This is a genomic window from Nonomuraea sp. NPDC004186, assembly GCF_053603495.1.
Window position 1 is genome coordinate 32688 of record NZ_JBSGFQ010000042.1, and the last position, 14782, is coordinate 47469.

The following is a 14782-nucleotide window of genomic DNA, read 5'->3' on the forward strand; positions in this document are numbered from 1 at the left end:
CAGTGGCCAGCCGCGAATTGGCAGGACGACCGTGGCAAACGGCATCGCCGTCCAAGCTGCCGGCGGCGCCACTCGAGCCGACCTCCAGCAGGTGGCCGACATGGCCCTGCGGGGCTGGCCACCAGCTACGGGCCCGACTCGGCCGAGCGGCCGAGCGGCTGAGCGGCTGAGCTGGCACTGCCCGCTTCGCCGGCTCGGGCAGCGACGGCGCCTCGGTCCAACTCGCGTCCTGCGACCAACCCTCCCCAATGAACGCGGGTGACGTTGCCGCGATGTAGAGCACGAACAAGATGCCCCGCAACGCCAGCCGGTCATCCAGCCGTTTCCGGCCCGGATGATGCCGGCGCCGTTCCACGTGTCGTTGGATGGTTCTCAGGAGTGGGGTCGGGGTGGCTGAACGAGCCCGGCCACGGCGCTCACCACCGCGGCCCGGCGGCTGGCGAGATCGTGGAAACCGAATTCCGATTGCAGCGCCTTCAGCGACCAGGCGGCGCTGTCCCAGCTGATCACCACTCCGATCACCATGGCCATGAGCTCTGCCGGCGGGATGTCGGCGCGAAGCTTGCCCGCTTGCTGAGCGGCCGCGATCGCGACGACCCTCGCGCGGTATCCCGCGACCTCGGGCTCGAAGGACTGTTCTCGTTCCAGCCCTGCCCACAGGTAGAGCCGCCGGACGTGCGGCCACTTCTCCAGGCGGTCGAACAGGTCGCCGGCGTAGCCGATCAGGTGATCGTCGCCGAAGGGGATCGATGCCGCGAGCTCCAGGAAGGTGTCGGCGACAACCTTGTCGAACAGCTCTTCCTTGGTGCCGAAGTGCATGTAGATCGACCGCTTGTTGGCCGCGGCATTCTCGGCGATGCGGTCGACCCGGGCACCGGCTAGACCGTACCGGGCGAACTCGTCGACCGCCGCTTTCATGAGTCGCCGCTTGGTCTCGGTCGCGTCAGGTGGCATCCACTCATCGTACATAACTATCCAGGGATTTACATACGGCATGGCATGCCGTATGAATATATCTAGTTAGTTACCAACGAAAGGGAGCCCTCATGCGCACCTGGTTCATCACCGGAACCTCCTCCGGCTTCGGCCGTGAACTCACCGAACAACTGCTCGCCCGGGGAGACCGGGTCGCCGCCACCGCACGACGCCTGGAGTCCCTCGATGGCCTGGCGGCCCGCTACGGCCGGCAACTGTGGCGAGCCCGCCTGGACGTCACCGACACGACAGCGCTGCGTCAGGTCGTGGACCGCGCGTTCACCGACCTCGGCCGCATCGACATCGTGGTGTCCAACGCCGGCTACGGCCTGTTCGGGGCACCCGAGGAACTCACCGACGAGCAGATCGACCGGCAGATCGCGACCAACCTCACCGCCTCGATCCAGCTCGCCCGCGCCGCCACCCCGCATCTGCGCCGGCAGGGCGGCGGACGCTATATCCAGATCGCCAGCGTCGGCGGCCAGATCGCCTTCCCTGCCATGAGCCTCTACCACGCCACCAAGTGGGGAATCGAGGGATTCTGGGAGTCGTCCGCCGCCGAGCTCGCGCCGTTCGGCATCGGCGTCACGATCGTCGAGCCCGGCATGTCCCGCACCAACTTCGGCGCTGGCAACGCAGTCCTCGGCGCACCGCTGCCCGAATACGCCGACGGCCCGTCCGGGCAGCTGCGACGCGTGCTCTCCGGCGAACTGCCACCGCTGCTCACACCAGGAGACCCCGTCAAGATGGCGGCGGCCATCATCGCCTCCGCCGACCAGGCCGAGGCGCCGCTCCGCCTGACGCTGGGCTCCGACGCCTACGAGCTGGCGACCACAGCCCTGCGCGGCCGCCTCGAAGCCCTGGAGGCCGGGCGAAGCCTTGCCTACTCCACCGACGCCGACGACGTCGTCCACGCACCTGCCCTCACCACCTCCACCTCCCACTGAAGGAGCCCGTCATGTTCGATTTCACCGGCAAGACCGTCCTGATCACCGGTGCCTCCGGCGCGCTGGGCACCACGCTGTCCGTCCAATTCGCGCAGGCCGGCGCGAACGTCGTCGCCGCGTCCCGCAGCCGCTACGACGAGGTAGCCGAGAAGGTCGGCGGCAACAGCCTTGGCGTCCGCCTCGACGTCACCAGCGAGACAGAGTGGGCCGAGGCGATCACCCGGACCGAGGAACACTTCGGACCATTGGACATCTTGGTCAACAACGCCGCCTACCTGCGCATCGGCACCACTGAGAGCATCCCGCTCGACGAGTTCCGGCGGGTGCTCGATACCAACCTCACCGGCGCACTGCTCGGCATCCGCGCTGCGGCCCCGTCCATGCGCAAAGCCGGCGGCGGCGCCATCGTCAACGTCAACTCCATCGCCGGGCTCACCGCCGCGCCCGGCCTCGTCGCCTACAGCAGCAGCAAATGGGCACTGCGCGGGCTCATGCGCGCTGCCGCCAAAGAACTCGCCCGCGACAACATCCGCGTCAACGCCGTCCATCCCGGCATCATCGAAACGCCCCTGGCCTACGACCCCGACGGCAACCCGATCGTCCCCATCGACAACCTCGCCGTCCCCCGCAACGCAGCCCCCGACGAGATCGCCGACTTCATCCTTTTCACCGCCTCCGACCAAGCGCGCTTCGCCACCGGCTCCGAAGTCCTCGCTGACGGCGGCTACATGCTCGGCGCCATCGCCTGACAACAGGCAAGCTCATCACCGGATCGGGGGCAATCAAGCTCACCATTGTTCAGCCGTGACCACGTAGCGCCTCCGGCACTGCCACGCACGAGCCCGCGAGCCTTGGTGGCCTTGCGCAGCTGATAGTTCAGGTCCTCGATGCGGTTGGTGGCGTAGAGCAGCTTGCGGACCGCGGGGAAGAAGGCGAAGAACGGCGTGAAGCGGTCCCTGATGGCGCTCGCTGAACTGCTCAGTTCTGCTCGTTGAAAGTGCCCATCGGAGGACTCGCTGGTGGCGGTGTCATCTGTGCGGGTGGGCTCCCCTGAACACTTCGGGCGTTCGAGGTCCGTTGCGGTTCGGGGGAGCCCACCAGGAGATGTTCACACAGGGGAAGACGCGGTAGCGCAGGCGTAGCACTCGGCTCGTACGGTGCGCACCCATCGCTCGGAATAGCAGTTGCCCCGAGAGCGCCGTCACGCCCGCGCCGGTGAAAACGGCGTCGAAGATACTGATGTACGTGGCATCTCGATCGCGGATGAGGAAGCGGAGGGAGCCGAGCCGCTCGCCGAGGTCCATGAGCAGGTTATACGGGCCTGCTGGGCCGTCCAAGCGCCGGTCGGGTTCGTGGTCACGCCCGGGACGTGCACACGCCGCGTCGCCACCTCGATGAGGACCAGCACATGCAGCCGTTTGAGCAGTACCGTCTCGACCACCAGGAGGTCACACGCGACGATCGCGTGCGCCTGGGCGGCCAGGAACTGCCGCCAGCTCCTAAGCCCCAGGTCGGATTCTCCCGCGCCATCCGCACGATCAGCGCCTTGACCGGCCGACGGGTGCTGGGCCGTCCCGGGCGGCTCCTGCCGGTGAAGGTCCACTTACGCGCTACGAGTTCACGGTGCCGACGCAGGATTGTCGCCGGGGTGAGCGGGAACAGCTCCGCCCACCGGCGGCGGTGGATCAGCCGGGACAACGCCGCAAACCGGAGCCGGCCACCAAGTTGATGGCGGAGCACTCGGTTCTCCTGACGAAGCACCAGCAGCTCAACGTTCTTGAACAGATCAGAGCGGACCGGCACCGCCAGCAGGCCGAACAAGCTCCCTCATCAACCGGCAGACAAGCGACAACACCACCTCGCGATGATGGCAGCCGCCGCTCTGATCGTGCAGCGAAACCCCAGCTCACAGCGCGAAACTGTGTTTCGTCAGGAGAGCGGCCAGTTGCGTAGGGCGGCGTCGGCCAACTCCTGGAGTTCGTCGCGGCCGACACCGCTCGCGGCCTGCACGGCGATACCGAACGCCAGAGTGGTGACGTACCGGGCCAGGAGCCCCGGATCGGTTTCCGGAGGAAGGTCGCCGTCGTCGACGGCTCGCTGGAACCGCTCTCGAACACAGGAGTAGGAACTGTTGCGCCAGGCGACGAGAAGGTCGCGGACTTCACGCCCGGAGTCGCTGGCGGCCAGGGCGCCCTGGACGCCCAGGCACCCGTGGGGATGGGCCGGGCGGGTGGTGGTTCGAACGGTGCCGGCCAGGATCGCGGTGGCGACGCCGAGGGCGGTCGGCTCCTCCAGAGCCTGCACCAGGTATGCGCTCGGGCCCTCGGTGTAGCGCTCCAGGGCCTTGCGGAACAGTTCTTCCTTGTTGCCGAAGGCTGCGTACATGCTGGTGGTGGAGATGCCCATCGCGTCCGCCAGGTGGGCCGTGCTGGCCCCCTCGTAGCCATGCTCCCAGAAGGTCAGCACGGCGCGCTCGAGAGCTTCGTCGGCGTCGAATTTTCGCGGCCGGCCCATGGGGCCGCTCTGCTTTCTCCCCACTCCTTCAGCCTACCGTCTTTTGCAGCGATCGCTACAGAAGTGCTAACGTCGGACTTCTGTAGCGATCGCTGCAAAACTCGAAGGGGGCATCATCGTGGGGCTGCTTGACGGTAAGACCGCTCTCGTCACCGGGGGTAGCACCGGAATCGGCCTGGCCAGTGCCGTGCGACTGGCGGCTGAGGGCGCGCACGTGTTCATCACCGGCAGGCGCAAGACCGAACTCGACGCGGCCGTCGAAGTGATCGGTTCAGCGGCTACCGCGGTGACCGGCGACATCTCGAACCTGGCCGACCTGGACCGGCTCTATGAGACGATCCGCAGCCGGGGACGGGGCCTGGACGTCCTGTTCGCGAATGCCTCCGTCGCCGCGCTCGTGCCGCTCGAGCAGGTCTCTGAGGAGCACTTCGACACCCTTTTCGGTATCAACGTCCGGGGCATGCTGTTCACCGTTCAGAAGGCGCTGCCGCTGCTCAACGCCGGCGCCTCGGTGATCTTGAACGGCTCCACCAACGTGGACGTCGGCGATGAGGGGCTCGGCGTGTACGCGGCAACCAAGGCCGCCACCCGGCAGTTCTCCCGGACCTGGGCCAACGAGCTCAAGGGACGAGGTATCCGGGTCAACACCGTCACGCCCGGCCCGACCGATACCCCTGCTTTGAGGGGGCTCACCCCCGACCCGGAGCAGTTCGAGCAGTACCTGGCTACGCGTGTGCCGCTGGGCCGGCTCGGGCGCCCGGAGGAGATCGCCGCGGCCGTGACCTTCCTCGCCAGCGAGCAGAGCAGTTTCATCACCGGTTCCAGCCTGTACGTGGACGGCGGCCTGAACCAGATCTGACAGGCGAAACATCAGGGGTCGGGAAGGGCGTCGCGTCCTGACGACATGTGGTCGGAGCCCCGACTCGGGGGCTGCCATACAGAAGGGTCATCTCATGTCCGACAGCGATCTACGCGCGTTCTACCTGCGCTACATCCAGGAGCTCAACGCCCACAGGTTCGATGGCATGGACGAGTTCATTAACGACCGGACCACGTTGAACGGTGAGCCGGCCACCCGGGACGACCTCATCGCGGTTCAGAAGGCTGACGTGGACGCGGTTCCGGACCTGCACTGGGAGCTCAAGGAACTGCTCTTCGACGGTGACCGCCTGGCTGCGCGTCTGGTCAACACGGGCACTCCGGTGAAGGAGTGGCTCGGTGTGGCTCCCACCGGCGCCTCGTTCGAAATCGTCGAGTACGCCATCTATCAGGTCCGCGACGGCCGGTTCGTGCATATGACGGCCCTGCACGATGCCGGCGAACTACACCGGCAGTTGACCGGCTGACCTCCGCGATCGGCGTCAGCAACCCGGAGAACGCCGCTGGGTCACTGCAAGTCTCGGCACCGGGCGCAGTTGAACGCGGTGGCGGCCGTCAGCATGGCTCAGGCCGGCATCGCGCTCGACTTCCCGGGCCGGTGGCATAGATCGGAAAGCCGAACACACGGGCGGACACGGCCGGCCCGGGCTGTCAGACGCCGGCCGTGGCGGCATCGCTCCAGATATGTCGAAAGGAAAAGCATGACCATCACACTGATCACCGGGGCCAACAAGGGCATCGGCTTCGAGACAGCCAAACAGCTTCTGGAGTTGGGCCACGTCGTCTACCTCGGCGCGCGTGACGTCGAACGAGGCGAGAAGGCCGCAGCAGCACTTGGCGCACGATTCGTTCAACTTGATGTGACCGACGACGCATCGGTGAGCAGCGCACTGGCGACGATCGACGCGGCTGAGGGCCGGCTCGACGTTCTGGTGCACAACGCGGGCATCTTGGGAGACGGAGCCATCGACGGTCCCACGGCTCTCCGCGTGTTCGACACCAACGCGGTGGGAATCGTGCGCGTCACGGAGGCGGCACTTCCCCTGCTGCGCAGATCATCGAACCCTAACGTGGTCACCGTTTCGAGCAGCGCCGGGTCATTTTGGGCAGTGAACAACCCCGACCGGCCGGAGTTCCACTTGCCCCTCGCGCTTTACTCCGCGTCCAAGTCAGCAGCCACCATGCTCACGGTTCAGTACGCCAAGGCCCAGCCGGGCATCAAGTTCAATGCAATCGAGCCCGGCACCACCGCCACCGACATGACCGCGGCCTTCGGAATCGGAAGGTCACCCGAAGAGAGCGCCAGAACTGTCGTACGCCTGGCAACCCTCGACGCGGACGGTCCAACAGGAACATTCCGCGACGAAAGCGGGGAATTGCGCTGGTAGGCGCGTGGAAACGATCGAGGGGCAGCGCGACCGCGCTGCCCCTCGATCGTTTTCCAATCGCAACAACAACCCAGCGACGCCGGGCGCTTGGACGGCACAGCTGGCTCGCAACCCGCTCATGGAGTTTGGGAGGTGGATCGGCTCCTTCCGCTTCCTCATCCGTGACCGGGACGCCAAGTTGACCGATGTCTTCGACGAGGGTTTCGCCGACGGGGGAGTGGCGGTGGTGAAGACGCCGCCGTGGACGCCGCGGGCGAACTGCCACGCCGAACGATGGGTGCGCACCGTGCGGGCTGAGTGCTGATCTACGACGAACGGCATCTGCGGTTGGTGCTGATCGATTGTGCCGATCACTACAACGGGCATCGCCCGCACCGGTCCTGTCGGCAGTTGTCACCCGATCATGACGAGCGGACCGTCGTACCCCTGGAAGGTCCGATCAAGCGCAGGACGCTACTCGACGGGTTGATCAACGAGTACCACCGAGTCGCGTGCCCTTTCGGAGAACTCCCAGCTCAAGCCGTATGCGATGAGTTTTGAAGCAGGTCAACTCGTTCAGGCACTCACCGGACCGGATGTGTCGCGTCGGTTCGCGGGACCCAGCCGACGAAGACGCCCTCGGGGCTGTGCGTCGACAGCGCCGCCGCGATCGAGCCGTGCAGGGTGGCGTCGTCGGGCAGCCTGAGGTGGTGCTCGTCCGGCTGGTCGTAGAGGGACAGGTCGAGCCGCGCCGACGGGTACCTGCGGACTCCGTCCACGACCGCCGCTTCGCCCTTGTACGACAGGGTGACCGAACGGAGCCTGGGCCAGGGGTGTTCGTTGAGGTGCCGCTCGGTCACGGTCAGGACGCCCATGGCTGCGGCCTGGAGATTTATGCGGATATATCCGGCGATGCCGACGATCACCACCAGCACCACGCCGACCATGAAGGCGATGTAGTCCGGGGCGTTCATCCCCCGGCCCTCGGGCAACATCGCGCCGATGACGCCGACCGCGAGCAGCATGAGCACAGTGACGACGATCATCAGGCAGCCGAACATGCCCCTGTTCTGCCGGAGCGCGACGGCCCGCAGATCGAAGGCGGTTCCGTCGGGCGGCTGACGGACCGTCCTCGCCGCGACGGTGGACAGGCTCCATCTCTTGACGTCCTCCCGGCGGAGCAGCACCCCGCCGACGATCCCGCACAACGCGGCCGCGACCCCGATCATCTGCGACGGGTACACCTCGCCGTCGGTGATGCCGATGGCCACGGCGGTTGCGGCGATCATGATCGGGCAGATCGCGAAGAGCGCCTTGCGCATCAGCCCGATCGCCATCGGGCCGCCCAGCCAGATCCGGGCAAGCCAGAAGTACCAGACCGAGCTCCAGAACACCCCCGCGAAGATCTCAAAGGGGGCGGCATCGTTCCGCCAGACGAGCACGACGCCACCGATGAGGCCGGGCCAGAGGACGGCAAGCAGGCCGACGGCCGACTTGTGGGCGAGGGGGCGCTGCATGCGCGGAATCCTAGCCTTCCCGGCATATCGCCCTAGACGGCGGACGGCAAAACGGTCGGCGTGTTCCGCGAGGGAAGTGGACAGCGAATGGGCTGGAAGCGAGGGATTCCGAACTTCCGATGCGACAACAGGGCCTTCGGCGCCGACGATTCGAATATCGAGGATCGTCGCGGCGGCTGCCTCAACACCAGGGCAAAGCGCATATTTGTCATTGCGCCTGCCGAAAATTCCATCCGTGCAGTTCAAGCGGCATGTGAGTACTCGCGGGGGCCTCCGCCGGGTCGGTCTCGTCGGCGGATGGTCAAGCTGGCGATTCGCTCTGGGTCAGTGTGATCGGATCCGGGACGGGATGCAGCGGGGCCGCCTGGAAGTCGCACGCCAGTAGAGCTTCGGCCTGGGAGTGCAGGAAGTCGGCCCAGGTGGCAGACGCCCGCTCGGGGTGCTGGGTCAATGCCTTCCTGCTTGAGGATCTCCCAGACCGTGGGTGGACGGCGCGACCGTGATGCCGAGCGTGGTGAGTTCGTGGACCCGCCGGTAGCCCCAGGACAGGCTCTCCCGGACTGAGCGCAGGACGAGGGCGGATGGAGCAGACCGTGGGTGGGCGTCCGCACCGTTTCGGCGTGCAGGCGCGAGCATGGCGTCGTTTCATCAGATCGCGGTGCCACCGCACGACGGTGTCGGGCCGAACGAGGAGCGTCGCGGGGCAGCGGCGCCAGGAGAGCGGCGAGGAAGTACGGCGGCACGGAGCAGCAGAGCGACACCTCGGACAGGTGGCCGTTCGGCGGTGGCCAGACGCTCTACTGATGCGGCGGCGACACTTCACACGTTGCTCTCACCATGAGCGTGTAGAACGAGGTCGTGAACGAACAACCTGCCGCGAAAGTCCTGGTCGTCGATGACGAGCCGAACATTCGCGAGCTGCTGTCCGAAGCTCTGGAGCTGAACGGCTTCGCCGTGCGGACCGCCTCCGACGGACGCCAGGCGCTGGCGGAGGTGGCCCGCGAGCGGCCTGACATCATCGTGCTGGACGTGATGATGCCCGGCGTGGACGGGTTCGCGGTCGCCCGCAAGCTGCGCGACGCCGGCGACAGCCCCATGATGCTGTTCCTGACCGCCAGGGACACGGTGTCCGACCGGATCGCGGGGCTGACCGCCGGTGGCGACGACTACGTGACCAAGCCGTTCAGCCTGGAAGAGGTGGTGCTGCGGCTACGGGCCATCATGCGCAGGACGCGGCCCGTGGAGGAGCAGGCCGACGACGGCGTGTTGCGGTACGCGGATCTGGAGCTCGACGAGCAGGCCCACAGTGTGCGGCGGTCCGGGCGGCCGATTCATCTGTCACCGACGGAATTCAGCCTGCTGCGCTACCTGATGATCAACGCCGAGCGGGTGGTCAGCAAGGCGCAGATCCTCGACCGCGTGTGGGACTTCGGCTTCGACGGCGAGAGCAGGATCGTCGAGTCCTACATCAGCTACCTGAGGCGCAAGATCGACGCCGATGGCCCGCCGCTGATCCACACGTTGCGTGGGGTCGGCTACCGGCTGCAGGGACCCTCGTGAAACCGGCTCTGCCCCTGCGGCATCGGCTGCTGATCGCGCTGCTGGGGCTGTGCGCTGCCGGACTGGCGGCCTTCGCCACGGCGAGCGTGCTGCTCCTGGACCGTTCCCTGCTGGCGAGGGTGGACGCCCAGCTGGCCGAGGTGGCCACCACGTTCGGCCGGCGCCCGGTACCCCCTCCGCCGCCGGTCGACATGGGCCGGGCCGTTGAGCTTCCGACGCAGTTCACGATCGCCTTCTACAGTCCTTCCGGGGCTCTGCTGCGCAACCTGCCCACGGAGAACACGAATGGCCCGGCCATCCCCCCTGCCGTGATCTTCACGGTCGCGCGAGGTCCCGTCACCGTGCCCGCCAGGACGGGGTCGGAGCAGTGGCGCGTGCTGGTGAAGGACCTGCCCGACGGCACCAGGCTGGCGGTGTCGATGTCGCTGGAGCCCAACCGGGCGACCGTGCACCAGATCCTGATCATCGAGGTGGCGGTGGGCAGCCTGGTGCTGCTGCTGCTCGGCACGCTCGCCCTCGCGGTGGTGCGCCTGGGGCTGCGCCCGCTCACCCGCATGGAACGTACGGCCGAGGCCATCGCCGGCGGAGACCTCGACCGCAGAGTCGGTGACACCGACCCGACAACCGAGAGCGGGCGGCTCGGCAGAGCGCTCAACATCATGCTGGAGCGCCTGGCGATGGCGCTGCGCGAGTCCGAGCGCTCCGAACGGCGACTGCGGCACTTCGTCGCCGACGCCTCCCATGAACTGCGCACGCCGCTCACCTCGATCCGGGGCTTCGCCGAGCTCTACCACCACGGCCAAGGCCCCCGGGACCCGGCGGCCGAGCGGCTGCTGCGCAGGATCGAGGCCGAGGCCGCCCGCATGGGCGTCCTGGTCGAGGACATGCTGCTGCTGGCCCGCATGGACCAGGAGCCCACGCTGGAGCCTGCCGTCGTGGACCTGCACGTGCTGGCCGGGGACGTGGTGCACGCCGCCCGGGCCCGAGACCGCGATCGGCCCATCCGGCTGGCCGTCTCCGACGAACCGGTGTTCGTGCTCGGTGACGAACACCGGCTGCACCAGGTCATCGCCAACCTGGTCGGCAACGCCATCCAGCACACGGCCCCGGGAGCGGAGGTCCGGGTCGAAGTCGGCCCGCGCGCGGTCGCCGGGGTGCCCGCTCCCGGGGTGGTGCACGTCGGCTCCGGACCCGCCCCCCACGCCAGGGCCGCGCTGATCGAGGTGCGCGACGAAGGTCAGGGCATCGATCCCGAGCACCTGCCGTACCTGTTCGACCGCTTCTACCGCGCCGATGCGGGCCGCTCCCGCGACAGCGGTGGAACCGGGCTGGGCCTGGCCATCGCCGCGGCGCTCGTGCAGGCGCACCACGGCCGGATCGAGGTGACGAGCACCCCGCGCCGCGGCACCACCTTCCGCGTGCTCCTGCCGCTCAAGCAGCCCGAAGACGGCTGAACCCTCCGTTCACCTTCACGTCAGATTCGGTTCACACATTATTCCCAGCTTCATGCTGTCGGATGTGTGCTGACGAAAGGAGGGACATGCTGGAAAGGTTCCGCAAACGAGCGGTTTCCGCCGCTGACGGCGCTGATCGGCCGGTGTCCGGTGCCGAGGTGGACGATGAGCTGGGTCACCGGCTGCGGGCGCCGAGCAAGCTGCACGCCTTCAACCGGTACGAGATCAAGTACCTCGTGGACGCGGCAGAGGCGGTCGAGCTGCGGGAGGAGATCGAGCAGCGGCTGGATCGCGACCGGCACAGCGGCGACGCGGGCTACGGCATCTGGAGCGTCTACTACGACACCCGACAGCTCCGCTTCTACTGGGAGAAGATCGAGGGGTTGAAGTTCCGCAGAAAGCTGCGCATCCGCCACTACGGTGACCGGTTCTCGGTGAACCTGGACACCCCGGTGTTCATCGAGATCAAGCAGCGGGTGAATCGGGTCACTCAGAAGCGGCGGGTACAGCTGCCGTACACCGACGCGCTGCGCCTGTGCGACGGGCGGCAGATGGTCGAGCACGACCCATCCCAGCGGGCCTTCCTGGAGGAGGTGCTCGACCTGGTGCTGCGCCTGGACCTGCGGGCCGTCGCGATGACCGGTTACCAGCGGCACGCGTACGTGGGCCGCGGCGCCGACGTGGGCCTGCGCGTCACCTTCGACCGCCGCATCCGCGGCCGTGACCGGGACTTCCACCTCGGCGCCGACGCCGAGAACCGGCTCATCGTGCCCGCCCGCAAGGCGATCGTGGAGGTCAAGGCGAACGAGCGCGTGCCGTACTGGCTGACCGACCTCACCGCCAAGCGGAACCTGCAGGTGGTGCGGGTCTCCAAGTACTGCCAGAGCGTCGAGGCCCACGGGCTGGCCCCGCGCTCGATCTTCCACATCCCCGACCACGACGCCCACCAGGACGCCGGCCACGGTGCCGATCGCGGGGCCGGTCGCGGCGCCGGCTACGACCCTGACCTCGACCGCTGCCGGTCGACCGTTCTCTCGGAGGCATGACCCCCATGGACTTCTCCTTCCAGGACCTGTCCGGCACGTTCAGCGTGGCTGACATCGCGATCGCGATGTCCCTCTCGTTCGTGCTCAGCGCGATGATCGGCTGGGTGTACCGGGCGACGCACCGCAACGTCTCCTACAGCCAGTCGTACGTGCAGACGCTGGTCATCCTCGGCATGCTGATCTCGCTCATCATGCTGGTCGTCGGCTCGAACATCGCCCGCGCCTTCGCCCTGGTCGGCGCCCTGTCGGTGGTCCGCTTCCGCAACGCCATCAAAGAGACCCGCGACGTCGGGTTCATCTTCCTGGTGATGGGCGTCGGCATGGCCGTCGGCACCCGCTTCTACCTGCTGGCCATCGTGGCCGCCGTGGCGATCTCGCTGATCATCATGGTCATGCACCGGTTCAACTGGTTCCAGCTCAACGTGCGCCGCCAGGTCGTCAAGGTGCAGGTGCCTTCCGACGACGACTACACCCACGCCATCCAGGACGTCCTGGTGCGCCACACCGACGAGTTCGAGCTGGTCAGCATGGAGTCCATCAGGGCCGGCGCGCTCACGGAGCTGATGTACACCGTCAAGATCAAGAAGGGCAGCGAGCCGTCGGACGTCATCGCCGCCCTGCGCGAGCGCAATCACGGCCAGTCGGTCACCGTCCTGACCGGGTACGACCAGACCGACCTGTAGGGGCACGCGCATGACAGCACAGCCCAAACGGCTCAAGCACCGCATCCCCGTCAAGCTCCGGCACAACTGGAAACTGGTCGCGCTGTGCACGGCGTTCCTGGCGGCGTGCTGGGGCGTGTTCGGCAGCGGGACCATCCGCCCGTACGTCACCAGCGCCCAGGCCGCCGAGACCGAGACCGTCGTCACGAACCTGACCGGCACCAAGGACCTGTTCGACGCCTCCGTGGCGCACGACGTGAAGCTCACCTTCACCGACGCGGCGTACGAGGACATGCTGACGGAGTACTTCAAGGACGGCGAGAAGGAGTACGTCGAGGCGGACCTGACCATCGACGGCACCCGCATCCCCAGCGTGGGCGTCCGCCTCAAAGGCAACTCCACCCTGATGGGGCTGACCTGGAAGGGGCAGTCCAAGCAGCGCGGCATGCCCGGGGGCGGCCGGCGGCCCGAAGGGCTGCCGGAGGGCTTCCAGATTCCCGAGGGCTTCCAGCCGTCCGAGGGCTTTCAACCGCCTGGCGATGGACAGCCCGCGGCCGGGCAACCCCAGGCCACGCGATCCCCGGCCGGGCAGCCACAGACCGGCCGCGGTGGCGGGTTCGGCGGTGGTGGCGGGCCGGGGGGCTTCGGCGCCCAACTCAAGGGCGAGGAACCGGAGAACCTGCCGTGGCTGATCAGCTTCGACGAGTTCGTGGACGGCCGCCGCTACCAGGGCCACAGCCAGATGGCCGTGCGCCCGGCCTCGACGAGCTCGACGGCGATGCTGAACGAGGCGCTGGGCATCTCGGTGGTCGGCGCCGCCGGCGAGCCGACCCAGAGCTCCACCTACGCCTCCTTCACGGTCAACGGCCGCTCTGCCGCGCCGCGGCTGCTGGTGGAGTACCTGGACGAGGGATACGCCGAAGGTCTCGGCAACGGCGTGCTGTACAAGTCGCTGGCCTCGGGGTCCTTCGACTACAAGGGCGAGGACCAGACCGAGTACACCGAGGACTTCAAGCAGATCAACAAGGTCGGCGGCAAGGACCTGCAGCCGGTCATCGACCTGGTCAGGTGGGTGAACGAAGCCTCCGACGCCGAGTTCGCCGAGGGTCTCGACGAGCGCCTGGATGTGGAGTCGTTCGCCCGGTACCTGGTCCTGCAGAACCTCATGGTGAACTTCGACGACATGGCGGGGCCCGGGCGTAACTACTACCTGTGGTACGACCTGGACGCCAAGAAGTTCAAGGTCGTCACCTGGGACCTCAACCTCGCGTTCAGCGGAAACGCGGAGAGCGGCGTGAACGACACGATCAGCATGGGCTTCGGCCGGGGACGCCCCCAGCAGACCCAGCAGCAAGGTCAGCAATCCCAGCAGGCTCGGGGCCTCACTCCGTCCGACGGCGGCGAGCAGACGCGCCCGGAAGGTGGCGGCGGCATGATGCGGATGGGCCATCCCTTGAAGGAGAAGTTCCTTGCGAACGCCACCTTCAAGAAGCTCTATGAGGAGCAGTACCGGGCCCTGTACACCAAACTGCTGGCCGGCGGCACCGCCTCCGGCCTGCTCGACGACCTCGTCGCGGCCTACAAGCTGAACGAGAAGGCCGACACCGCCAAGATCGAGGAAGAGGCGAAGACCCTGCGCACCTTCCTGCAGACCCGGACCAAGACCTTGGGCTTGGACAAGGCGATCAGCGGCACTTAACACCTCCGCAGCGATGGGTCCGCCGCGCCTCAGAGCCCCGGCGGACCCATCACCACCTGCGGCGATCGCCCGTTTCTACGCCGACTTCGGCCTGACCCCCGTCGGACACGGGACTTTCGCCACCGTCGACGGAGGCGAGCAGCTCACTTTGGCCACCGCTCC

Annotated in this window: 14 protein-coding genes and 1 pseudogene; 11 read left to right on the plus strand and 4 right to left on the minus strand. The window is 67.5% G+C overall.

Translation table 11 applies throughout. From position 1 onward, the window contains the following. Positions 1-372: 372 nt before the first annotated feature. Positions 373-918: a TetR/AcrR family transcriptional regulator gene (locus ACWEPL_RS30735; protein WP_452438212.1), complete on the minus strand. Its 546-nt coding sequence runs from the start codon at positions 916-918 to the stop codon at positions 373-375. Between the two features lie 128 nt (positions 919-1046). Here ACWEPL_RS30735 and ACWEPL_RS30740 point away from each other — a divergent pair, with 128 nt between their 5' ends. Next, positions 1047-1922: an SDR family oxidoreductase gene (locus ACWEPL_RS30740; RefSeq protein WP_452438213.1), complete on the plus strand. Its 876-nt coding sequence runs from the start codon at positions 1047-1049 to the stop codon at positions 1920-1922. A gap of 11 nt (positions 1923-1933) precedes the next feature. Beyond that, on the plus strand, positions 1934-2671 hold the full coding sequence (locus ACWEPL_RS30745) for an SDR family NAD(P)-dependent oxidoreductase (protein ID WP_452438214.1): 738 nt from the start codon (positions 1934-1936) through the stop codon (positions 2669-2671). A 92-nt stretch (positions 2672-2763) separates the two neighbouring features. Here ACWEPL_RS30745 and ACWEPL_RS30750 read toward each other — a convergent pair. Both ACWEPL_RS30750 and ACWEPL_RS30755 read right to left on the minus strand, forming a co-directional pair. Further along, positions 2764-2877, minus strand: a pseudogene (locus ACWEPL_RS30750) (transposase); the annotation flags it as partial. A gap of 974 nt (positions 2878-3851) precedes the next feature. Then, complete coding sequence (locus ACWEPL_RS30755) at positions 3852-4460, minus strand: TetR/AcrR family transcriptional regulator (RefSeq protein ID WP_350736214.1); 609 nt, start codon at positions 4458-4460, stop codon at positions 3852-3854. 94 nt (positions 4461-4554) lie between these two features. On the opposite strand from ACWEPL_RS30755, the gene ACWEPL_RS30760 reads away from it, so the two are divergent. From ACWEPL_RS30760 to ACWEPL_RS30775, 4 genes are all read left to right on the plus strand, one after another. Further along, entirely contained in the window at positions 4555-5295 is a 741-nt protein-coding gene (locus ACWEPL_RS30760) for an SDR family NAD(P)-dependent oxidoreductase (protein WP_452438215.1), read from the plus strand. A gap of 94 nt (positions 5296-5389) precedes the next feature. After that, positions 5390-5782, plus strand: a complete 393-nt coding sequence (locus ACWEPL_RS30765) for an ester cyclase (RefSeq protein WP_452438216.1) — start codon at positions 5390-5392, stop codon at positions 5780-5782. Positions 5783-6016: 234 nt separating this feature from the next. After that, on the plus strand, positions 6017-6703 hold the full coding sequence (locus tag ACWEPL_RS30770; RefSeq protein WP_452438217.1) for an SDR family NAD(P)-dependent oxidoreductase: 687 nt from the start codon (positions 6017-6019) through the stop codon (positions 6701-6703). Positions 6704-6707: 4 nt separating this feature from the next. Continuing rightward, complete coding sequence (locus ACWEPL_RS30775) at positions 6708-7007, plus strand: hypothetical protein (RefSeq protein ID WP_452438218.1); 300 nt, start codon at positions 6708-6710, stop codon at positions 7005-7007. Positions 7008-7266: 259 nt separating this feature from the next. Here ACWEPL_RS30775 and ACWEPL_RS30780 read toward each other — a convergent pair whose 3' ends face one another. Next, on the minus strand, positions 7267-8199 hold the full coding sequence (locus tag ACWEPL_RS30780; protein WP_452438219.1) for a hypothetical protein: 933 nt from the start codon (positions 8197-8199) through the stop codon (positions 7267-7269). 858 nt (positions 8200-9057) lie between these two features. Between ACWEPL_RS30780 and ACWEPL_RS30785 the strand changes: the two genes are divergently transcribed. From ACWEPL_RS30785 to ACWEPL_RS30805, 5 genes are all read left to right on the plus strand, one after another. Next, entirely contained in the window at positions 9058-9759 is a 702-nt protein-coding gene (locus ACWEPL_RS30785) for a response regulator transcription factor (protein WP_452438220.1), read from the plus strand. Next, the gene (locus tag ACWEPL_RS30790; protein ID WP_452438221.1) at positions 9756-11213 is read left to right on the plus strand and encodes a sensor histidine kinase; all 1458 of its coding nucleotides are present in this window, start codon (positions 9756-9758) and stop codon (positions 11211-11213) included. The genes ACWEPL_RS30785 and ACWEPL_RS30790 overlap by 4 nt, the downstream gene beginning before the upstream one ends. 86 nt (positions 11214-11299) lie before the next feature. Then, complete coding sequence (locus ACWEPL_RS30795) at positions 11300-12259, plus strand: VTC domain-containing protein (RefSeq protein ID WP_452438222.1); 960 nt, start codon at positions 11300-11302, stop codon at positions 12257-12259. After that, complete coding sequence (locus tag ACWEPL_RS30800) at positions 12256-12942, plus strand: DUF4956 domain-containing protein (protein ID WP_363975446.1); 687 nt, start codon at positions 12256-12258, stop codon at positions 12940-12942. Before ACWEPL_RS30795 ends, ACWEPL_RS30800 begins: the two co-directional genes overlap by 4 nt. Before the next feature lie 10 nt (positions 12943-12952). Further along, positions 12953-14620 (plus strand): CotH kinase family protein, encoded by a 1668-nt coding sequence (locus tag ACWEPL_RS30805; protein WP_452438223.1) that lies wholly within the window; start codon positions 12953-12955, stop codon positions 14618-14620. Positions 14621-14782 lie beyond the last annotated feature (162 nt).